The 18,708-nt window shown below is 55.1% G+C and carries 22 protein-coding genes; 13 read left to right on the forward strand and 9 right to left on the reverse strand.

Annotated features, from left to right (window positions below):
• Window positions 1–26: 26 nt before the first annotated feature.
• Genes ACYQ04_RS00990 through ACYQ04_RS01000 form a run of 3 tightly spaced genes read left to right on the forward strand, consistent with a single transcriptional unit; the run spans window position 27 to window position 2,686 of the window.
• Window positions 27–1,205 carry a pyridoxal phosphate-dependent aminotransferase gene (locus ACYQ04_RS00990; protein WP_460126848.1) on the forward strand — a complete coding sequence of 393 codons (1,179 nt, stop codon included), beginning with the start codon at window positions 27–29 and terminating at the stop codon, window positions 1,203–1,205.
• Window positions 1,206–1,214: 9 nt separating this feature from the next.
• Window positions 1,215–1,481 (forward strand): TMEM165/GDT1 family protein, encoded by a 267-nt coding sequence (locus ACYQ04_RS00995; protein ID WP_460126850.1) that lies wholly within the window; start codon window positions 1,215–1,217, stop codon window positions 1,479–1,481.
• Between the two features lie 11 nt (window positions 1,482–1,492).
• Window positions 1,493–2,686 (forward strand): MFS transporter, encoded by a 1,194-nt coding sequence (locus tag ACYQ04_RS01000; RefSeq protein WP_460126852.1) that lies wholly within the window; start codon window positions 1,493–1,495, stop codon window positions 2,684–2,686.
• Here ACYQ04_RS01000 and ACYQ04_RS01005 read toward each other — a convergent pair.
• Entirely contained in the window at window positions 2,683–3,783 is a 1,101-nt protein-coding gene (locus ACYQ04_RS01005; RefSeq protein WP_460126854.1) for a TRM11 family SAM-dependent methyltransferase, read from the reverse strand. The two genes, ACYQ04_RS01000 and ACYQ04_RS01005, sit on opposite strands and share 4 nt — an antisense overlap.
• A gap of 69 nt (window positions 3,784–3,852) precedes the next feature.
• Between ACYQ04_RS01005 and ACYQ04_RS01010 the strand changes: the two genes are divergently transcribed.
• Genes ACYQ04_RS01010 through ACYQ04_RS01020 form a run of 3 tightly spaced genes read left to right on the forward strand, consistent with a single transcriptional unit; the run spans window position 3,853 to window position 5,814 of the window.
• Window positions 3,853–5,151: a prenyltransferase gene (locus ACYQ04_RS01010; RefSeq protein WP_460126856.1), complete on the forward strand. Its 1,299-nt coding sequence runs from the start codon at window positions 3,853–3,855 to the stop codon at window positions 5,149–5,151.
• Complete coding sequence (locus tag ACYQ04_RS01015; RefSeq protein ID WP_460126858.1) at window positions 5,105–5,386, forward strand: hypothetical protein; 282 nt, start codon at window positions 5,105–5,107, stop codon at window positions 5,384–5,386. Before ACYQ04_RS01010 ends, ACYQ04_RS01015 begins: the two co-directional genes overlap by 47 nt.
• A gap of 5 nt (window positions 5,387–5,391) precedes the next feature.
• Entirely contained in the window at window positions 5,392–5,814 is a 423-nt protein-coding gene (locus ACYQ04_RS01020) for a secondary thiamine-phosphate synthase enzyme YjbQ (protein ID WP_460126860.1), read from the forward strand.
• On the opposite strand, the gene ACYQ04_RS01025 is transcribed toward ACYQ04_RS01020, so the two are convergent.
• Window positions 5,815–6,372, reverse strand: a complete 558-nt coding sequence (locus ACYQ04_RS01025; protein WP_460126862.1) for an Era-like GTP-binding protein — start codon at window positions 6,370–6,372, stop codon at window positions 5,815–5,817.
• 49 nt (window positions 6,373–6,421) lie between these two features.
• On the opposite strand from ACYQ04_RS01025, the gene ACYQ04_RS01030 reads away from it, so the two are divergent.
• Window positions 6,422–6,730: a GTP-binding protein gene (locus ACYQ04_RS01030; protein WP_167913821.1), complete on the forward strand. Its 309-nt coding sequence runs from the start codon at window positions 6,422–6,424 to the stop codon at window positions 6,728–6,730.
• A 2-nt stretch (window positions 6,731–6,732) separates the two neighbouring features.
• A complete protein-coding gene (locus tag ACYQ04_RS01035) occupies window positions 6,733–7,290 on the forward strand; it encodes an HD domain-containing protein (RefSeq protein WP_460126865.1) in 558 nt (185 codons plus the stop codon).
• 25 nt (window positions 7,291–7,315) lie between these two features.
• Here the strand turns inward: ACYQ04_RS01035 and ACYQ04_RS01040 are convergent, their stop codons facing one another.
• The 3 genes from ACYQ04_RS01040 to ACYQ04_RS01050 are packed head-to-tail and all read right to left on the reverse strand — an operon-like array spanning window position 7,316 to window position 9,896.
• Complete coding sequence (locus tag ACYQ04_RS01040; RefSeq protein WP_460126867.1) at window positions 7,316–8,176, reverse strand: hypothetical protein; 861 nt, start codon at window positions 8,174–8,176, stop codon at window positions 7,316–7,318.
• A gap of 22 nt (window positions 8,177–8,198) precedes the next feature.
• The gene (locus ACYQ04_RS01045; protein WP_460126869.1) at window positions 8,199–8,486 is read right to left on the reverse strand and encodes a hypothetical protein; all 288 of its coding nucleotides are present in this window, start codon (window positions 8,484–8,486) and stop codon (window positions 8,199–8,201) included.
• Window positions 8,487–8,531: 45 nt separating this feature from the next.
• Window positions 8,532–9,896 (reverse strand): ATP-binding protein, encoded by a 1,365-nt coding sequence (locus ACYQ04_RS01050; protein WP_460126871.1) that lies wholly within the window; start codon window positions 9,894–9,896, stop codon window positions 8,532–8,534.
• Window positions 9,897–10,034: 138 nt separating this feature from the next.
• On the opposite strand from ACYQ04_RS01050, the gene wtpA reads away from it, so the two are divergent.
• From wtpA to wtpC, 3 genes are read left to right on the forward strand one after another with little or no spacing between them, the layout of a single operon-like run.
• Window positions 10,035–11,093 (forward strand): tungstate ABC transporter substrate-binding protein WtpA, encoded by a 1,059-nt coding sequence (gene wtpA / locus ACYQ04_RS01055; RefSeq protein ID WP_460127244.1) that lies wholly within the window; start codon window positions 10,035–10,037, stop codon window positions 11,091–11,093.
• A gap of 37 nt (window positions 11,094–11,130) precedes the next feature.
• Window positions 11,131–11,883: a tungstate ABC transporter permease WtpB gene (wtpB, locus tag ACYQ04_RS01060; protein WP_460126873.1), complete on the forward strand. Its 753-nt coding sequence runs from the start codon at window positions 11,131–11,133 to the stop codon at window positions 11,881–11,883.
• Window positions 11,870–12,904: a tungstate ABC transporter ATP-binding protein WtpC gene (wtpC, locus tag ACYQ04_RS01065; protein WP_460126875.1), complete on the forward strand. Its 1,035-nt coding sequence runs from the start codon at window positions 11,870–11,872 to the stop codon at window positions 12,902–12,904. The genes wtpB and wtpC overlap by 14 nt, the downstream gene beginning before the upstream one ends.
• On the opposite strand, the gene tsaA is transcribed toward wtpC, so the two are convergent.
• Window positions 12,876–13,532, reverse strand: coding sequence for a tRNA (N6-threonylcarbamoyladenosine(37)-N6)-methyltransferase TrmO (gene tsaA, locus ACYQ04_RS01070; protein WP_460127245.1), 657 nt, complete (start codon window positions 13,530–13,532; stop codon window positions 12,876–12,878). The genes wtpC and tsaA overlap by 29 nt on opposite strands.
• 33 nt (window positions 13,533–13,565) lie before the next feature.
• Window positions 13,566–14,831 (reverse strand): adenosylhomocysteinase, encoded by a 1,266-nt coding sequence (locus ACYQ04_RS01075; RefSeq protein ID WP_460127246.1) that lies wholly within the window; start codon window positions 14,829–14,831, stop codon window positions 13,566–13,568.
• Between the two features lie 53 nt (window positions 14,832–14,884).
• Between ACYQ04_RS01075 and ACYQ04_RS01080 the strand changes: the two genes are divergently transcribed.
• Window positions 14,885–15,457: a cyclase family protein gene (locus ACYQ04_RS01080; protein WP_460126877.1), complete on the forward strand. Its 573-nt coding sequence runs from the start codon at window positions 14,885–14,887 to the stop codon at window positions 15,455–15,457.
• 223 nt (window positions 15,458–15,680) lie between these two features.
• Complete coding sequence (locus ACYQ04_RS01085) at window positions 15,681–16,844, forward strand: cell wall-binding repeat-containing protein (RefSeq protein WP_460126879.1); 1,164 nt, start codon at window positions 15,681–15,683, stop codon at window positions 16,842–16,844.
• On the opposite strand, the gene ACYQ04_RS01090 is transcribed toward ACYQ04_RS01085, so the two are convergent.
• Window positions 16,845–17,207, reverse strand: a complete 363-nt coding sequence (locus ACYQ04_RS01090; protein ID WP_460126880.1) for a ribonuclease P protein component 4 — start codon at window positions 17,205–17,207, stop codon at window positions 16,845–16,847.
• Between the two features lies 1 nt (window position 17,208).
• Complete coding sequence (locus ACYQ04_RS01095) at window positions 17,209–18,696, reverse strand: hypothetical protein (protein ID WP_460126882.1); 1,488 nt, start codon at window positions 18,694–18,696, stop codon at window positions 17,209–17,211.
• Between the last annotated feature and the right edge of the window lie 12 nt (window positions 18,697–18,708).

An 18,708-nucleotide genomic window follows, 5' to 3' on the forward strand; every position in this document is an offset into this window, starting at 1 on the left:
CCCCGCAGTGCCCGGGGGGATGATGAATGCGCTACAAGAAGAGAAAATACTTCCTCGCCGGAAGGATAAACATAATCCAGCGCTCGAAGATTAGGGAGCTCTTCGAGAAGGCCCGGAAGATGGAAAACGTTATCTCCCTCGGAATAGGCGAACCGGACTTCGACACGCCGGAAGTTATTAAAGAGGCCGCTAAGAGAGCCCTCGACGAGGGCTACACGCATTACACACCCAACGCGGGCATCCCCGAGTTTAGGGAGGCCATAGCGGAGTACTACAAGGAGTTCTACAACGTTGATGTTGAAACTGAGAACATTATCGTTACCGCTGGTGCTTACGAGGCAACTTATTTGGCCTTCCAAAGCATCCTCGAACAGGGCGATGACGTTATCATCCCGGACCCTGCCTTCGTCTGCTACGTGGAGGACGCTAAGATAGCCGAGGCCGGAATCATTAGGATTCCCCTCCGCGAGGAGTACAAGTTCCGCCTCAACCCTGATGAGCTCGTCGAGGCGATAACGAAGAGGACGAGGATGATTGTCATCAACTACCCCAACAACCCGACCGGAGCCGTTATGAAGAAGTCCGTCGTCAAGGCCATAGCAGATATAGCCCAGGACTACAACATCTATATCCTCAGCGACGAGCCCTATGAGCACTTCCTCTACGAGGGTGCGAAGCACTACCCGATGATTAAGTACGCCCCTGACAACACGATTCTGGCCAACTCCTTCTCGAAGACCTTCGCCATGACCGGCTGGCGCCTTGGCTTCGCCATCGCTCCCAAGCAGGTCATCAGGGATATGATTAAGCTCCACGCCTACGTCGTCGGCAACGTTACGTCCTTCGTCCAGATTGCGGGCATAACGGCACTCCGCGACAAGAGGAGCTGGGAAGCCGTTGAGAGGATGAGGCAGGTCTACGACGAGAGGAGGAAGCTCGTTCTGAAGCATCTAAGTGAAGTGCCGCACCTCGAGGCCTTCAAACCAAAGGGTGCCTTCTACGTCTGGGTCAAGATTGACCCGGAGCTCGACATGACGAGCGAGGATTTCGCGGACTGGCTCCTTGAAAACGCTGGGGTCGTGGTAATCCCCGGAACCGCCTTTGGAAAACAGGGTGAGGGCTGGGTCAGGATAAGCTACGCAACCGAGAAGGAGAAGCTCATCGAGGCAATGGAGAGGATGAAGGGGGCGCTCTCCAAGCTGTGAGGTGGTTCGATGGAAAACGTCCTCCTCATGATTTTTATTACAACTTTTTTGGCCGAGTTTGGGGATAAGACCCAGCTGACTACCATAGCTTTCGCCTCGAAGTACGGATGGAAAACTGCTTTCTTGGGTGCAATCCTCGGCCTTGCGGCCGTTAACCTGATAGGAGCCCTCATTGGCCAAGAGCTTGGTAACATGTTGCCCGCATCGCTGATTAGGAAGGGCGCCGGGGTGCTCTTCATAGTCTTCGGCGTCCTCATGCTGCTTGGAAAGCTTTAGGGGTGGTTGCCATGGACAAGAGGTGGTCAACGGTATTGCTTAACACCGCTCTCCTTGCTTCCGGCTTTGGAACGATGCACATGCTCGAGAAGTTTAAGGACGCGGTTTTGACTCACTACGGAATTACCGAGGCAATGATGAGCTACCAGCAGACCGCGTACGTCGTCGGTCTCTTCGTCGCGTTCCTCCTCGGCGGAACGAGCCTTTTTAAGGGCTCCTTCAAGAGGAGCGTGGCTCTAATAGTTAGCTTCGCAGCGATTCCGCAGTTCCTGATTCCCTTCATGCCCAGCTGGTGGGGAGTTGTAGCACTCCGCTTCTTCCAGGGCTTTATCGTCGCTCTCATAGCGGTCTTCAGCAACCAGATTGGAAGGCTCTTCGTGGCCGAGAGGCCCTTTGCGAAGGGTATAATCCTTTCGGGAATCTTCTGGGGTGGAATCTACGGCATAAACCTCGCCAAGTGGGCCGGTGGAAGTAAGGCAAGCTGGTCATCAGTCACCCATGCGTTCCTAATCTCGGCCGTACTCATGTACGTCATGCTGGCAATCTGGTGGCTCTTCATTGAGGACTTCGAGATTCCAAAGGAGAAGCGCTCATCCAAGGGCAGCGTCTGGAAGATGCCCTTCACTTGGGTATTCGGGTTCACGTTCTTCCCGGCGCTCTGGATTATCTTCACCCTCGGTTCATTCACCCTCAACAGGGTCCACTTCAGCAGCTCCCAGGTGGCCAACCTCGTCATGACCCTTGAGGTCTCAATGGGCCTGTGGTCGATAATCATGGGCTACCTCGGCTACCGCCTCTCGGTTAAGAACACCAGCAACCGCGGTCTGTTTAAGGCCATCGTCAGCGTCATGACTCTCTCCTACGCGGTAACCTTCGCGGGAATCTTCATTGTCTGGAAGGCGATACTCGCCAACGACTACACGCTGGCACTCCTCGGAATAGCGATAACCGGAATCGTCCAGGGAACGGGTCCGGCCTTCTGGACCACCGCCCCCGCGGCCTACCCGAAGGAAATCTATCCAGAGGCCAGCTTCGCCCTGGGCCTAATCTCGAACTCAGCGAACGCGGTAGCCCCGAACGTCATGTTCGTCCTCGTGAAGGGCGTCACGACGGGGATGATAATCTACCTCGGCATGGCCCTGCTCGGAATACTCCTCCTGCTGGCATCGAGCAGGATGAGGCTCCCTGTCGAGGAGCTCTCCTAACCCCTTTTCTTTATTACATGGATATCCCTAACTAAGCGGTGTCTTTCTTCGTAGTCGAGGTGCCTGGATATAACCTCGAAGCCCAGTTTTCCGAGCCATCTCCGCTCCTTCTGGTAGATGCTCCCGTCCCTCAGCCTGTAGGCAGGGAAGACGAAGACTATCCTTCCGTTTCTCTTGAGCACATCGCTAAAGCTCTCGAAGACCGAAAAGTACAGCCTGTCCAGTTCGTTAGCGAGCTTTATCGCCTCCCCCCTGCCTGGGTTCCTCTTCAGGGGCTTTCCGAGGTAGGGTTCGGTGACTATGGCATCAAAGCGCTCGCGGAAACAGCGCTTCAGCTTCCTCGCGTCGCAGACCTCTATTCTGGTCGAATTCTTGAGCCTGAACTCCCGCCTGAGCCACTCGATGTTCCGCCTCGCTTCCCTCACCCTCTCGGGGTCGCGGTCGCTTCCGTAAGCGGGCAACCCCTGGAGGACGAACTCCTGAAGGACCGTTCCGATACCGCAGAAGGGGTCGAGGAAGAGGCCCTTTCTTACCTCCGTGAGGTTCACCATTATCCGGGCGAGCCTCGGCGGAATCGAGAGGATTGGCCTCTGAACCGGTCTTTCCACGTCGAGCTTCTTCAGCTCGAAGGGGTCGGTAACCTTAACCGTCTCGCCCACGAGAAAGCTTCCATCATCGCGAAATAGGAAGACAACGTCCTTAACCTCTGGAAAACCCTTCAGAATCAGCTCGGCCGGCATGGAGTAGACCTTTGCCGGCTTGAAGAACTTGGCCGGGCCTTTCCTCTTGAACTCCCTCTTTATCGCGCTCCCCAGCTTTCTCCAGAGCCTCCAGTCGTCCCTTCCGTAGAGGCTGACCGTGAAGAGCCTGGCGTATTCGAGGTTCTTTATCGCTTCCTCTCCTTCTCCGACGATTCTCACGAGCTTGAGCGACCCTCCGAGCCAGCGGAAGTGCCTCTCTATTGAAGGCTTTGACTCGAAAACAATCCAGTTTTTTCCTTCCTCAATAGGTTTAACCTTTAGACCAAAGCGCCTCGCGAATGAGAAGAACTCCGCTCTTCCAAGCTCGGGATTCTTGCCTAATATCACTCCATACATGGATTGCGCTTTGGGTAAGTTTTTAAAAAGCTTCCGAGTAATAAGGTCAGCCTTGAAGCGGTGGTCGACATGCTCATCGAGGAAGCCCTCAAATCAGTTGCGGCCATCCCGGACCCTTACATCAGGGCCGTTACTTACGCGAAGATGGGTGAAAAGCTCGCCGTCGCTCGAAATCCCCTTTACCGGGAAGCGTTTCTCAGCGCCTTTGAGTCCCTAAGTGGCATCGATGACCCCTACGCCCTGATGAAGGCGCTGATTTCAATTGGGAGTTCCCTTGGTCGTTCTGGACTCAAGGCGTATAAGAGAGTTTTTGCGAGGATTTTAAACGAATCGCGGTTCCTTGCCCATCCCCAGAGAGATGAGATACTCCGCACGGCTTCCCTCGCCCTCGTCTCCTTCGGGGACGTAGGTGAGGCAATTAACTTTGCCCTCGAAATCTCGAACGGGGATTTGAGGCAGTCTACCCTCGTGGCCGTGGTTAGGGCTGCGTCCCGCTCCCTTGAGAGGAACTCCCTGAAGACCGCTTACCGCATTAGAAAGATTAAGCTTGCCATGGAGTACATAACGGATGAGCCATACCGCTCCAAGGCCCTTTTAGAGCTCTCTAAGGGATTGATATCTTTGGGGAGTTACGGGGATGCATTCTCTGCGGTCGAGGCCATGGGGTCACGTGAATGGGCAAAACAGGCTTTCAAGGAGCTGGCGTTCAGGTTAAGCGAGCTTGGGGTTATAGAACGCTACGTTGAATCGTTCGTGTCCCTGGCGGAGGGATTATCCCGCAAATTTGGAGAGGAGTTTTGGGTCGAGCTGGCCACTGCCCTCGCACTCGCGGGGAGGGGGGAGCTTGCGGTCGGGCTTTTGAGAAAGCTTGGACTCGAGTCCATTAAGCGTGTTGCCTTGGATGTTCTCGATAAGAACCCCTCCGCACTTAAGGAGTTGCTCTCGGCGCTCTCCCACGAAGAGGCCCTCGAAGTTGGCAGGGTTTTAATGAACAGGATTCTCGAGGAGCCCTCCCCAGAGAAGAAGAGAATCGTGAACACCATAGCGAGGTTCGTCCGGTCTGAGGAGATGCTGGCCAAAGTCGCGCGCTTTTACGTTCTCATTGGTGACGTTGAGTCGGCTCGAGGAATAGGGGCGTTTCTACAGAACCCCAAACTTCGTTCGATTGTCATGGCCGACGTTGCCCACCACTACCTCAAACTCGGACGGGTTGAGGAAGCCATAGACACCGCCCTTGAAGTCCGCGACGCTCGGTTTGCCTCTCTGCTGATGTCGGAAATACTCATAAAGGCCGTTGAGAAAGAAGTTGAGGGGTCTGGTCATGGAGAGGTTGAAGGCTCTGATGGGGAGGCGCGGAGAAGGACTTGACTTCGTTAAGGACCTGGTGGGGCTCCTCCTCGCGGGAAGCGACGTTTATTCTCATGAGCCCGTCTTTAAGGACGCCATCGAGGAGATTTACTCGGTTTTAAAGGAGGAGGTTCGCTCCGGCAAATTTGAACTCCTCGATGCATACGAAACCGCGGTGGTATTAAAGGCCGTTGTTTTTAAGGAGAAACTCGAAAGGGAGCACCTCCTCAGAAAGCTCCTTGCCGAGCTGGGGTGATTGTTATGCTGTACGAGATAAGTATTGAGACGAAGGAACTCTGCCAGGTTGTTGACATAACGAACGAGGTTCAGAGGCTTGTTTATCGCTCCAAGGTGAAGCACGGGATAGCGGTCGTCTTCACCCACCACACGACGACGGGCCTCTTCATAAACGAGTACGAGCCTGGCTTAATCGAGGACATCAAGGCCAAGATGGCCGAGCTCGTGCCGAGGGAAGGTTCCTACGCCCACGACAGGATTGACAGGAACGCGCACGCGCACATAAAGGCGAGCATCTTCCTCAACCCTGAGGTTGTCGTTCCCATAGACCAGGCGGAGCTCCATCTTGGAACCTGGCAGAGGATTCTGTTTGTGGAGCTCGACGGGCCGAGGCACAGGAAGGTCTACGTCATGATATGCCCCTGCCCCGAGATGCCGGAGGAATGATTAGACGTACATCGCCATGTGGGCAATCCTTTCAAGGAGCTCGTTGAAGCCCTCGTAGGTAACCAGCGATAATGCCAGTGGCTCCTGCTCCAGCCTCTTCTTTATGATTTCCCCGAGCTCCTCCACTCGTTCCCTCGGGACGAGGTCAATCTTGTTGATGACAACGATTATCGGCTTGTCGTAGCGCATCTTGAGCATGTGGTGGAGCTTCTCCATTCCCCTGTGCAGGCCGACGGTCGCGTCGACCATGTGAATTATTATGTCCGCCGAGACTATCTCGTCTATGAGCTCTTTGAACTTCTCCTCGCTGAGGACCTTCCCGCGGAGCTCGAGCCTCGGGTCGAAGAGCCCTGCCGTGTCTATGAGCACGAACTCATCTGCCCCTCCGAAGGGGTTCTTCATGCCCTTGGGTATCTTCAGCTTTCCAAAGCGCTTCCTCACGAGTCCCTTCGTCGTCCCGGGTAAATCCTCCACCTCGCTCACCTTTCCGCCCACGAGTGCGTTCATGAGGGTTGATTTGCCGACGTTTTCGGCACCGATTATCGCAACCTTTATCATCCCCTCACCCCCTACTTCAACTCAGCGGTTGAATTTAAAGGTGATTGGCATGAGGCGCGTCAAGCTCGGTCATCACTATTACTACGTCGTCACGCCCGATGACCTTAACGGGAAGCTGAGGGGCAAAAACGTCGTCCTCGAAGGCGAAATCGAGGACAAGCCCGTCATCGAGTTCCTGCCGATGGAACTGCCGAGCTGGAGGACGACCTTTAAAATCCACGGGATAAGGGTTGACTTCGCGGGGAGTCCCTGCATAGGCAAAGGCGACACCGTTAAGGTCTACGGTCGCTTCCTCGGCGATGCAATCATCGCCACCGCCATCGAGACCGAGAGGGCCCTCTTCACGACGGAGGAGTGAGCATGCTCGACCTCCTAATCGAACTTGGCAACCTCAAGAGGCTACCAAGAACGGGCTGGCTCCTCAGGGGCGTTCCTAACCCGGAGAGCGTGGCCGAGCACAGCTACCGCGTGGCACTAATAACGCTTTTCCTCGCGGACGAGCTGAAGGCAAAAGGGGTCGAAATCGACGTCGAGAAAGCCCTGAAGATAGCGCTCCTCCACGACGTCGGAGAGGCGAGGATAACGGACATACCGAAGACGGCCCAGTACTACCTCGACAAGGGCAAGGCCGAGAAGAAAGCGGTTATGGAGCTTCTGCTTTCATCGCCAAAGCCAAAGGAGTACTTCAAGCTCTGGCGCGAGTATGAAGAGGAGACGAGCACAGAAGGGAGGCTCGTGAAGTTCGCGGACAGATTAGAGATGCTGATTCAGGCCTACGAGTACGAGAAGGTCGGCTTCAGGAACCTCGACGAGTTCTGGGGAACCCTCGAAAAGCTCCGCGAGAGCGAGTTCTACTCCCATTTCCGGGAGCTCGTTGAGGGACTCGTGGAGATGCGGGAGAAGTTGCATCGTGGTTAGTCTAATCGCGGTGCAACAATTGGACCTACGAGAGCTCCCGCAGGAACTCCTCGGCCCCCTCGAAGTCCCTCCTCTCGAGGAGCCTCTCGAAGGCAAGGTAGAGACCGAGGAGCTCAAGGTTTTTCTCCCTCATAAGCTCATCAACCCGGGCGTCGAGCTCTCTGAGGGCCCTTTCGACAGCCTCATGAGAATAGCCGGCGAACTTCAGCCCGCTGAGAATCCCGAGGAGCTTCTGGGTCTCTAGGGTGAGTGAGTTCGGTATTCCCTCCGTACGTAGTCCCTCCCCGACTGCCTTCTTCGTTTCTGGGAAGCTTGGTTTCTTCGGCACTGCCTGCACCTGCCTCGCTGTAGGTGCTGTTGGTTTTTGCTGTTCTTTCTTTGGAGTTATTCTCCAGTCCTCTGGAGTTTTGCTAAATTCTTCCCACATGAGTGTGTCCATATATTCTCTGAACTTTTCGATCTTTTCGAGATCTTCCGCGGTGTACTCGTCTTTGCCCTCCTTCCCGAAAAATCGTGCCAGCTCTTCCGCGGCCTCTATGGCCTTTTGTAGTAGTTTCTTCGCGCGCTCTCTTTGTATCTGAGTGTCTGGTATGTTGTGTGCTTGCAAAAATGCATCTATGAATTTTTCTTGTACCGCGGAATCCCTTTTTATCTTTTCAAATTCCGGGAGAAGGTTGCCCTCTTTGGGCGGCCAGTCTGGGAGCATAATCTTTCCATTTGGCAAGAGTTTTGCGTTTCTATGATGTTTCCCTATCGTGTAGTAGTATATTGGCTCTCCGAACTCCTTTTCAAGTTCCTCGAGTATTTTCTCAGTTCTTTTTCCGAGTTCTTCGTAATCCCGGACCCCTTCTCTCAGTGTAGGCCACAGGCTCATGAGTTGTAGCATGATTGTCCATTTCTGCGCGTCTTCAAAGGATCTGTGAATGTGGTGGTCTTTGCCTTTGAACACAAAGTAGTCGTGTGTGTGTTATGGCGTTTATTATCCCCTCTCGGCTGTTATATGCGTCCGGCTTCTTTGGTGCTGGCGTCCTGCCATATCTGTATACTATAAAGTCGTGGATTTTTCCCGCCTCTCCTGACAGCGTATGGCGATGTCTCAGGAGGTCTGTTGCTACAATCTCAACGGATCTGGATTTAAGGAATCCTTCCTTCTTCTTCTGCTTCTTGCCCGTCCGGGTGTGCACGTAGTATACCATATTACCACCCATCACTCTACGGCATCGGAAAGAAAAGCCTTTCCCTCAGAGGAAGTCCTTCAAGTCCCAGACGGGGTAGCTTTCCTCCCTCAGCCCCTCCTTTCCCTCAACGCCCTTCGCGATGAGGCCGTAAAGCTCTTCCCAACTTTCGAATCCCGTGACCTTGGCTTTTCTCTCAAGGTCCTTCAGGATTCCCCTCGCTTCCCGTTCACTCAAATCTTTCCATTTAACCTCGACAAACAGGGCCTTCCTCTCCCGCTCGTTCAAGGCAACCAAATCGATTTCCTCGCCCCTGTGCCACCACCTTCCGATTTTCGTGAACTTAAACGGCAGTTTTTCCGTCCTGTTCAGCTCGATTAAAAACTGCTTGGCAATGTCCTCAAACGCAAAGCCGAGGTAGCGGTTGAAATCCCGCTTGAAATCTTCGAGGGCCCCGTCAGGAAAACCGCTCTCGATTTCCTCGAAGTACGGTGCGACAAACCGGAACCAGAAGGCGAAGTAGAGGTCTTTAAAACGGTAAATCCCCCTCTTTGCCTTCCTCCCGATGGGCAGTTCCCTCTTTAGAATCCCGAGGTCTTCGAGAATTCTGAGGTAACGCGCCGTGTTCTTAGGCTCGATGAACGAATACCCGGCGATTTCATTGACGCGCGTCTTCCCTCTCGCAACGGCCTCGAGTACCGTGTAGTAAGTTTCAGGCTCCCGGAACTCCTCCTCAAGCAGTTCCTTCGCCTCGCGGAAGAGGAAGGCGTTCGGGTCAAAGAAGTTCCGCGTTATCTCCCCCTCGATGTCCCTTCCGCTGAGGAGCTCGAGGTACCTTGGAACGCCTGACGTTACTGCGTAGAGCTTTACTGCGTCCTCTGGAGCCAAGCTCGGGAACCACTCGAAGAGGTGCCTGAAGCGAAGGGGCTGAAGGTTGAGCGTCGCGTCGCTCCTGCCGTAGAGCGGACTTGAGTAGTCGAAGAAGCTTCTCTTCAGCAGTCCGACTGAGGAAGCCGAAAGAATTAGCATGACGTCGCTTTCAGGAAGAACTTCATCAACGATGCTCTGAAACTCCGCCTCGACTTCCGAGTAGCGGAGCAGATAGGAGAACTCATCAAGGAACACAACAAGTCTGCCCCCAGTTTGAGACACTATGAAGCGGAAGGCGTCTGTGAAAGTCGCGAAGTTCGGGACTGGAATCTTAAAGTGCTCCCCGATGGCCCGGTTGAGCTTCGCGAGGTTGTACTCCCACACCCTCTTCTCGAACTGAACCGCTATGGCCTCCTTGTCCTTCAAGAACTCCCTAACGAGGCGACTTTTCCCGATTCTTCTCCTTCCCGTGACGAGAACGAGCGTGAAGCCCGTTTTCTCGTAAAGTTCGTTGAGCGTTTTGAGTTCCCTCTCCCTGTCTACAAATTTTCGAATCTTCATAATATAATTACAGGTCGAAACTTGATAAAAAGGTTTCGTTGGGGCGTTGATTCACGAAAACACTTTCATTTACGTTAACGCATCTGTTTGCTCAAAATGTTTAAATACCCGTTTCTGTCCCTTATACCGGTGGTCTCTATGAGGAAGGTGGTTTTCCCGTTGATAGGGCTCCTCATACTCTCGGTTCTCGCGGCGGGGTGTATATCATCGTCAAGTAGCTCCGGCTCCGCCTCACCGAGGACTTCAAAGCCCCTCAAGGAGGAAACCCTGATAATCTTCCACGCCGGTTCGCTGAGCGTCCCGCTCCAGCAGCTGGAGTCCGAGTTCGCCAAGTACGCCGAGGAAAACCTCGGGGTTAAGGTGAAGTTCCAGGACGAGGCGAGCGGCAGCGTCATGGCCTGCAGGAAGGTAACGGATTTACACAAACCCGCTGACATAGTTGCGACGGCCGACTACACCCTCATCCCGGAGCTTTTGATTCCCAACTACACCGACTTCTACGTGATGTTCGCGACAAACCAGATAGTCATTGCCTTCACCAACAAGAGCAAGTACGCGAACGAGATTAACTCGACCAACTGGTACGAGATTCTGGCCAAGCCGGGCGTCAAGTTCGGCTTCAGCAACCCCAACGACGACCCCTGCGGCTACCGCGCAGTCATGGTCATGATGCTGGCGAGCCTTTACTACCACAAGCCGATATTCAAGACGCTGGTTGAGGACAACACCAACATATACGCAAACGGAACCCACATATACGTTCCCAAGGTGATACAGTTCAAGACCGACAAGATAGTCATGAGACCCAAGGAGACCGACCTTGTTGGTCTCGTGGAGAGCGGAGCCGTTGACTACTTCTTCATATACAAGAGCGTCGCCGAGCAGCATCACCTTCGCTACATAACCCTGCCGAAGCAGATAAACCTCGAGGACTTCAAGCTCGCGAACTACTACGGCCAGGTCGAGGTTACCATAGGCTCCACAGGCAAGACAATCAAGGCCAAGCCCATCGTCTACGGCGTCACCGTGCTGAAGAACGCCCCCCACAGGGAGCTGGCCCTCGAGTTCCTCAAGTTCTGGCTCAGCCAGCAGGGCAGGGAGATATTTGAGAAGAACTATCAGGACTTCCTCAACCCGCCGATAGCGTTCGGCAACGTTCCTGACCAAATCAAGGACGAGGTGAAGGTCGAGGGGTGAGCTTTTTATTCCCCTCTCCCAATTCAGGGGGAGAGCGATGAGGCGCGACTACACCCTCTACTTTTTCACGGCACTGGGGAGCTTCCTAATCGTCTACATACTCCTGCCCCTGGCCATGATTTACCTCAAGCAGGCCCAGGATTTTCAGGCCTTCGTCAGGACCCTCCACGACCCAGTTGTGATTTCTGCCGTCAAGCGGTCCCTTTTAACGGCCACGGCGACCGCTTTGATAGCGCTCCTCTTCGGCGTCCCCCTCGGCTACGTTCTGGCCAGAAAGGACTTCCCGGGGAAGAGCTTCGTTCAGGCGGTTGTCGATGTCCCGATAGTGATTCCCCACTCCGTCGTTGGCATAATGCTCCTCGTCACTTACTCCACCTATATTCTCGACAACTACAAGGGCATAATCGGGGCCATGCTTTTCGTCTCGGCCTCCTTCACGATAAACTCAGCCAGGGACGGCTTCTTGGCCGTTGACGAGAAGCTTGAGGCGGTTGCGAGAACCCTCGGAGCTTCCCGATTGAGGGCCTTTTTCTTGATTTCCCTTCCGATGGCCTTCCCGAGCATAGCGAGCGGGGCCATAATGACGTGGGCCCGCGCCATAAGCGAGGTCGGTTCAATCCTGATAGTTGCCTACTACCCGATGACTGCTCAGGTTCTAATTCTCGAGTACTTCAACAACTACGGTCTGAGGTCTTCCCGGCCGATAGCGGTCCTCATGGTCACGATAAGCCTCGGCATCTTCGTCGTCCTCAGGTGGCTGATAGGGAGGCGGGCCAATGCTCAGGGCTGAGGGAATCTCCAAGGACTGGAAGGAGTTCCACCTCAGGGATATAACCCTCGAGGTTAAAAAGGGCGAGCACTTCATAATCCTCGGTCCAAGCGGTGCGGGGAAGACGGTTCTCCTCGAGATAATCGCGGGGATAATAGAGCCGGACTCGGGGAGGGTTTACCTCAGAGGCAGAGACGTTACAGATTTGCCACCCGAAAAGCGCGGTTTAGCCTACGTCCCCCAGAACTACGCCCTCTTCCCGAACATGAGCGTCTACGACAACATAGCCTTCGGCCTGAAGGTCAGGAAGGTGCCAAAGCCCGAAATAGAGCGAAAGGCTAGGGAAATCTCCGAGGTTCTCGGTATAGAACACCTCCTCCACAGGAAGCCGAGGACGCTGAGCGGTGGAGAGCAACAGAGGGTAGCTTTAGCGAGGGCTTTAGTAGTCGAGCCACATTTAATCCTCCTCGACGAGCCCTTCGCGAACCTCGACGTCGGGACGAGGGCGAGGCTTCTGGTTGAAATGAAGCGCTGGAAGCGAGAGCTGGGCTTCACAGCCCTGCACGTAACGCATTCTTTTGAAGAGGCCATAAGCCTCGGCGACCGCGTCGGGGTGATGCTCGACGGCAGGCTCGTTCAGGTTGGTAAGGTCAGGGACGTCTTCTCAAGACCTGTGAGCGAGGAAGTCGCTCGCTTCCTCGGCTTCGAGAACATAATCGAGGGAATCGCCGAAGGGAGAAAGCTCAGGGTCAACGGCATCGAGATTGAACTTCCTGTTGAAGCTAAAGGAAGGGTCAGGGTCGGCTTAAGACCGGAGGACATAATAATCTCAACCGAGCCGATAAAGAGCTCCGCCAGAAACGAGTTCAAAGCGGTCGTTGAGTCAATCGAGGAGCTCGGCCCGCTCGTGAGGGTTCACCTTTCCCTCGGCGATATAATCCTTACGGCCTTTATAACCCGCTCATCGATGCTCGAACTCGGGATAGAGAAGGGAAAGGAGGTCTACGTCAGCTTCAAGGCGAGCGCGCTCCACGTGTTCTGAGCTTGTCCCTTATCTCTACCGGCAGGCTCTCGTAGACCTCATTGAGGGCATCGATGAGCTCGATGAGTTCTTTAGCCGTCAGCGTCGTCGTCTTCGGGCCGATTTCGAGTATCAGCGCGTCGTATTCCTCCGGCGAGACCTCCTCAAGCTCGTCTAAATGCTCGGCTTTCCTCGGGATTATGTTCACCTCTCCAATCATTCTACCGGCCCTTATCTCGGCCTCCCGCTCCTCTATCGGCACCTCCTTGGGACAGTCGTAGCGCTCGACGAAAATCTTGATGTCAACCACCGGCGTTCCGTCGAGGGCGTCGATATCGTCTATGTAGAGCCTTCCCTCCTCGATGCGGTGAATTCTGACGGTGTAAAGAGCTATTGGATTCGGTCTGTAGGGCGAGCGCGTCGCGAAGACGCCGGTGAGCGGGTTCTTCGGGTTCCCGTAGGGGTGCACCTTCAGGATTCTTCTCCTTGCCGGCGTGTCGCTCTCGTGGAACCAGAGGACGAGCTTGACCCAGTCACCTTCCCTGAGGCCCTCCGTTGCCTCCCAGAACTCGGGCAGGATTTCTATGTGCGTTTCCTCGCTTTTCCTTACGAAGCCGACCGGCACGATTTTGAAGAGTTCGAAGTTCATGGGCATCACCCAAGAAAGAAAGCGGAAAAGGAATCAGGTTCCGTGCTCCCAGCTCTCAAGGTATTCCTTCTGCTCCTCGGTGAGCTCCTCAATCTTTATTCCCATGGCTGAGAGCTTAATCCTCGCGACCATCTCGTCAATCTCCCTCGGCAGGACGTAGACCTTTGGCTCAAGCCTCTCGTGGTTCTCCTTGATGTACTGCGCCGCTTTCGCCTGAAGGGCAAAGCTCATGTCCATAATCTCCGCCGGGTGGCCGTCGGCCGCCGCTAAATTGACCAGCCTTCCATCGGCCAGGAGGTAGAGCCTCCTTCCGTCCTTAAGCTTGTACTCCCTGATGTTGGGCCTCGGCTCGCTTATCTCAACGGCGAGCTCCTCCAGGTCGGGCTTCCATATCTCAACGTCGAAGTGGCCGGCGTTGGCCATTATGACGCCGTCCTTCATCAGCTCGAAGTGCTCTTTGCGAATGCACTTGATGTTGCCCGTCGAGGTAACGAAGATGTCTCCTATCTTGGATGCCTCCTTCATGTCCATGACAAGGAAGCCGTCCATCCTCGCCTCCAAAGCCCTAATCGGGTCGACCTCAACAACGATTACGGTAGCGCCGAGGCCCCTTGCCCTCATCGCTATTCCCCTTCCGCACCAGCCGTAGCCGACAACGACGACGTTCTTTCCGGCGACGAGCAGGTTTGTGGTCCTTATTATGCCGTCCCACGTGGACTGGCCGGTTCCGTAGCGGTTGTCGAAGAGGTATTTGGTATAGCTGTCGTTGACCGCTATGATTGGGAACCTCAGAACCCCGTCCTTCTCCATCGCTCTCAATCTGATAACCCCGGTGGTCGTTTCCTCGCTCGCGCCCCAGATTTCGCCTATCAGTTCCTGCCTTTCCCTGTGGACGGTGCTTATCATGTCCGCTCCATCGTCTATGATGATGTTGGGCCTTATGTCAAGGGCGCGATGCATGTTCTCGTAGTACTCCTCCCTGCTCTCGCCTCTAATCGCGTAGACCTTGACGCCAGCTTTAGCCAATGCGGCGACGACATCATCTTGGGTGCTCAGCGGGTTGCTGGCGGCGGCAGAAACCTCCGCTCCCCCGGCCTTGAGGGTCAGGAGCAGGAAGGCCGTCTTCATCTCGAGGTGAAGGGTTGTGGCGATTCTGACGCCCTTGAAGGGCTTCTCCCTCTCGAACTCCTTCCTTATCGTCTGGAGAACGGGCATGAAGCGCGAGACCCAGTCAATCTTCTTCTCCCCGCTCGGAGCGAGCGAGATGTCCTTGACGCAGTAATCCTTCGTGCAGTCCATACCAATCACCGGTGGGTTTTTAATTTCCGGGGTTAAAAAGGGTTGGTGTTGTTATGATAGTCGACCTCTCGCTCCCCCTGGGAGAGGACACGCCGGTTTACCCCGGCGATCCGGAGGTAAAGGTCAGGCCCTGGGCCTTCATCGAGCGCGACGGCTACTACATGAACGCCCTCAAGCTCGGCGAGCACTCGGGGACGCATGTTGACGCTCCGGCCCACTTCATTCCCGGCGGAAAGACGGTGGACGAGATGCCCCTCGAGAAGTTCATCGGAGAGGCCTTCGTTATTGACGTTCGCAATGGCGAGGGAACTGTTAAACTCGACGAACTGCCGGATTCTGGCTATTACGGGAAAATCGTCCTCTTCCTAACCGGCGGGAGGGAGCTTTCGCCGGAGGTCGCGCTATTCCTCGTGGCGGAGGGTGTTAAAGCCGTTGGCACCGACGCGATGAGCATCGGTGACGAGACGGTTCACACGATTCTCCTCAGCGAAGAGGTGCCGGTGTTCGAGAACCTCGTCAACCTTGAGGCCCTGGTTGGGCGAACCTTCACGTTCATAGGCCTCCCCCTGAGAATCGAGGGTGGCTCTGGAAGCCCTGTTAGGGCGGTAGCGATAGTCGAAGATTAACGTTCCCTTTGGTTTCTCCTGTGATACCGTGGCTTTTCTCGGGTAACTGCTGGATAGTTTTGCCCCTGGAACGATTTGGAACGATGAGGTTCTTTCTGGTTCGTTGTGGGAAGTATGAGAACGAACGAAATGCCCCGGATTTTTTAGAAACCGTCTATTTGACCTTAATTTCGTGAAAAAAGCTTAAATAGGGCTTTTTCGTAGTTGGTAATGGTGATGAGCCATGATGGGTAAGAAGTTGGTGGCAGTCCTGTTCGGACTGCTTATGATTGGAATGGCATTTGGAGCGGGAAGTGCATACGCAGGGGAAGCGACGGTTACAGTAATCCTCGTCAGCGACAATGCCGCGGACAACGCGATAGCGCAGTACCTCGCCAACCTGACCGGTGCGGTCGTCGTGACGACCACCTGGGGCACCTACGACCCAAACGTTACGGCGGAGATACTGAGCTACGCCCCGGACCAGGTTATAATAATAGGCGGTCCCGATGCGGTTGTGAGCGAGTACGTTACCGACCTTGAGGAGTACAACATAACCGTTTACCGCTGGTGGGGAGCCAACAGGTATGAGACTGACCTCGCAGTTATGGGCAACGCCAGCAAGGTCTTTGGAATCAAGTTCAACGCCAGCGTCGTCGTTGCCGGCAACGACAGCCTTGCAGTCCAGACCGCCCTCAGGCTCGCTGTCCAGAACCGCGCGATGATAATATACGTCAACCAGTCGACCAACGTCACCAAGCTCATGGAGAGGTTCCAGGTCAGGGAGATGGTAATGGTCCAGAGCAAGGTCTCTGAGAAGGTCATGGAAAAGGTCTCCAGGGAGCTCAAGGCCTGCAACTGCACCGCCAAGCAGGTCCAGGCCAACGTTACGACCGAGCAGGTTAAGATGATTATGGAGCAGGTCCGCGAGAGGCTCATGGCCATCGAGGAGATAGCGAACACCACGAACTCCACTCAGCTTAGGGAACAGGTCAGGGAGATGCTCCAGCTCATGGAGCAGGCTAACGCAAGCCTTCAGGCAGGAAACGTCACCGGAGCCTACGCTTTGGCCCTTAAGCTTCAGGTGAAGACCGAGTTCGCCCTCAAGGAGGCTAACAAAGAGCTCCACAGGGCCATGGAAAAGAACGGAAAGCTCGCCCTTGAGATGGAGCTTGAGAAGATTGAGGCCCAGCTTGAGATCCTTGAGAAGGCAGGAGTTAACGTCAGCTCCGTTCAGACAATCCTTGACAAGGTCAGGGAGGCAATTGATGCGGGGAACTACAGCGTTGCCAGGGTGCTCCTCAAGGATGCCAAGAAGGCTCTCCACGAGCTCTATATGGAGAACAGGGAAACCGTTAAGATGAACCCGGGAATGGGTTCAAAGCCAGAGAAGAGCGGAAGGCACTGATTAGGTTTCTTCCCCTTTTCTCCTCGCTTTTTTCTCCCGCAGGTACGGGTAGCGCATTATGTGCCCGCAGTTGAGACACTTTATGACGACATGGGGGTAGGGTTTGCTCCTCAGTCTCACGCGCGCGTTCTTTCCCGGGACGAGGAAGGAGTGACAGCGCTTGCAGTAGCGACGCTTCCACTTTCTCGGGAGTCTTATCTTGGCCTTCTGCTGGACGGCAAGGGCTATCTCAACGTATCTGTTCGCCAACTCCGGGCTGTACGGAAAAACCCTTTCCGCGAGGGTGAAGAGCGTCTCAACGCGCTCCCTCGCTATCCGTTTCTTCTCCCTTTGCTCCTTCTTCCTCAGGAACTTCTTCCCCACACTACCACCTCACCAGCTTCAGCTTTCCGGGGAACGGTTCGTAGAGGTAACCCTCGCGGAGCAACTTCTCAAGGGTCTCCCCCGCGTGCTCCCTCCTAAAACCGGCCTCGATGAGGGCCTTTAAGAACTCCTCCCTCGTGACCGTTCCGTCAATGGATGTCGCCTCGAGGTCTTCAAAGATTCTAACGCCAATCTCCGCCACCCGGGAGTTCCCTATGTAGCGCTCGTATTCCTTCAGGAGCCTCAGCTTTTCCCTGTCGGGAAGTTCGTTTATCCACGTGTCGGTTATCTCCTGGTACAGACCGAGCAGGTTGCTTATGAGGCCCCTTCCGAGTTTTCCTTCAAAGCGTCTCATCGCACCGAGAAGCCTCGCCCCGAGCCTGTACCTAAGCCCGACGTTAAAGACCTTGCCCGAGAGAGTCAGGGCATCGAAGAGCTCCCCGTACTCGTTTCGGTTTCTCATCAGGAACGCCTCAAAGCGGTAGCGGTAGTCCTCCATCTCACCGAGGTTTAAAACTCCAACGCGCCTTCTGGCGACCATGATTGTGGCGACGACGTTGGGCATCAGCTCCTCAAGCTCGCGGTTTCGCTCGTAGGCAACGTCCTCGGTTATTACGAGCGGGGCCTCCCCGAGAGTTGCGGTATCGTCTTCGGGCTTCATCACGAGCCTCGGGCTGAGAAAGCCTGCGCTCTTTTCCCGGAAGTGCTCCTCCGCCCACTTGGGCACCGGTCTGGGCCTCTTCAGCATGGCCCTCGTGTGGGGGACGTAGTAGGCCAACTTCGCCCTCGGCCTCGCGAACCTGAAGTCGAGGCCCAAGAACTCATCGTCGAACTCCGTCCATCTGTCCCGCCTGAGCTTCAGCTCCTCCGGAAGGAGCGAGTGGAGGTATTTCAACGCTTCCCAGAGTGAGAGAACCGAGCGCTCGCGCTCCCCCTTGAAGGCCGAGAACGTCACCCCCTCCCCCCAGTTCCCCGCTCCTATGACGGTCGGGGCACTCAGGAGGGAATATATTATAGCCCTCTCCGTCTCGTAGTTCGCGTAGACCGTGCTTGAAATGAGCTCCTCAAGTTCGCCCCGGCTCAGCGTGTAGCCCTCGTAGCGGAGCCAGCGGTTTTCGTAGGGGGTTTCCTTCAGCTCGATGACGCGGAGAAGCTTGAGGTTTCCGTAGGGGTAGGCGTCGAGTATTCCTCTGACCCTCACGTAGGCGCCGGAATAAACGCTATCCTCAATCGCGCTCGCTTCATCTATCCTCAGAACGAGGTACGCCCTGAGCCTGCTCTTCTTCAGTTCTTCCGGCGAGAGAGGGGAGAGCAGGTAGTAGACGGCATCCCTCGGCGCGTGAGGTGGTTGTCTGAGTAGCAGGAAGCCTTCAACCTCAACCTCCTCCCCGTTCCTCCCCTGGATTTCGCGAAGGAAATCCCTAACCCTGGTCTCTGGTGTCAGGGGCTCCCTGTGCTCCTCCCTGAGTAGCGCGAGTAGCTCTTCCATCGAAGCCTGAAG

It is taken from the genome of Thermococcus prieurii, assembly GCF_054657655.1.

What these genes read in the sequence shown, in the direction of transcription:
- ACYQ04_RS00990 (WP_460126848.1), top strand. Translation starts at nt 27, where the DNA reads ATGCGCTACAAGAAGAGAAAATACTTCCTCGCCGGAAGGATAAACATA.
- ACYQ04_RS00995 (WP_460126850.1), top strand. Translation starts at nt 1,215, where the DNA reads ATGGAAAACGTCCTCCTCATGATTTTTATTACAACTTTTTTGGCCGAG.
- ACYQ04_RS01000 (WP_460126852.1), top strand. Translation starts at nt 1,493, where the DNA reads ATGGACAAGAGGTGGTCAACGGTATTGCTTAACACCGCTCTCCTTGCT.
- ACYQ04_RS01005 (WP_460126854.1), bottom strand. Translation starts at nt 3,783, where the DNA reads ATGTATGGAGTGATATTAGGCAAGAATCCCGAGCTTGGAAGAGCGGAG.
- ACYQ04_RS01010 (WP_460126856.1), top strand. Translation starts at nt 3,853, where the DNA reads ATGCTCATCGAGGAAGCCCTCAAATCAGTTGCGGCCATCCCGGACCCT.
- ACYQ04_RS01015 (WP_460126858.1), top strand. Translation starts at nt 5,105, where the DNA reads ATGGAGAGGTTGAAGGCTCTGATGGGGAGGCGCGGAGAAGGACTTGAC.
- ACYQ04_RS01020 (WP_460126860.1), top strand. Translation starts at nt 5,392, where the DNA reads ATGCTGTACGAGATAAGTATTGAGACGAAGGAACTCTGCCAGGTTGTT.
- ACYQ04_RS01025 (WP_460126862.1), bottom strand. Translation starts at nt 6,372, where the DNA reads ATGATAAAGGTTGCGATAATCGGTGCCGAAAACGTCGGCAAATCAACC.
- ACYQ04_RS01030 (WP_167913821.1), top strand. Translation starts at nt 6,422, where the DNA reads ATGAGGCGCGTCAAGCTCGGTCATCACTATTACTACGTCGTCACGCCC.
- ACYQ04_RS01035 (WP_460126865.1), top strand. Translation starts at nt 6,733, where the DNA reads ATGCTCGACCTCCTAATCGAACTTGGCAACCTCAAGAGGCTACCAAGA.
- ACYQ04_RS01040 (WP_460126867.1), bottom strand. Translation starts at nt 8,176, where the DNA reads ATGCTACAACTCATGAGCCTGTGGCCTACACTGAGAGAAGGGGTCCGG.
- ACYQ04_RS01045 (WP_460126869.1), bottom strand. Translation starts at nt 8,486, where the DNA reads ATGGTATACTACGTGCACACCCGGACGGGCAAGAAGCAGAAGAAGAAG.
- ACYQ04_RS01050 (WP_460126871.1), bottom strand. Translation starts at nt 9,896, where the DNA reads ATGAAGATTCGAAAATTTGTAGACAGGGAGAGGGAACTCAAAACGCTC.
- wtpA (WP_460127244.1), top strand. Translation starts at nt 10,035, where the DNA reads ATGAGGAAGGTGGTTTTCCCGTTGATAGGGCTCCTCATACTCTCGGTT.
- wtpB (WP_460126873.1), top strand. Translation starts at nt 11,131, where the DNA reads ATGAGGCGCGACTACACCCTCTACTTTTTCACGGCACTGGGGAGCTTC.
- wtpC (WP_460126875.1), top strand. Translation starts at nt 11,870, where the DNA reads ATGCTCAGGGCTGAGGGAATCTCCAAGGACTGGAAGGAGTTCCACCTC.
- tsaA (WP_460127245.1), bottom strand. Translation starts at nt 13,532, where the DNA reads ATGAACTTCGAACTCTTCAAAATCGTGCCGGTCGGCTTCGTAAGGAAA.
- ACYQ04_RS01075 (WP_460127246.1), bottom strand. Translation starts at nt 14,831, where the DNA reads ATGGACTGCACGAAGGATTACTGCGTCAAGGACATCTCGCTCGCTCCG.
- ACYQ04_RS01080 (WP_460126877.1), top strand. Translation starts at nt 14,885, where the DNA reads ATGATAGTCGACCTCTCGCTCCCCCTGGGAGAGGACACGCCGGTTTAC.
- ACYQ04_RS01085 (WP_460126879.1), top strand. Translation starts at nt 15,681, where the DNA reads ATGATGGGTAAGAAGTTGGTGGCAGTCCTGTTCGGACTGCTTATGATT.
- ACYQ04_RS01095 (WP_460126882.1), bottom strand. Translation starts at nt 18,696, where the DNA reads ATGGAAGAGCTACTCGCGCTACTCAGGGAGGAGCACAGGGAGCCCCTG.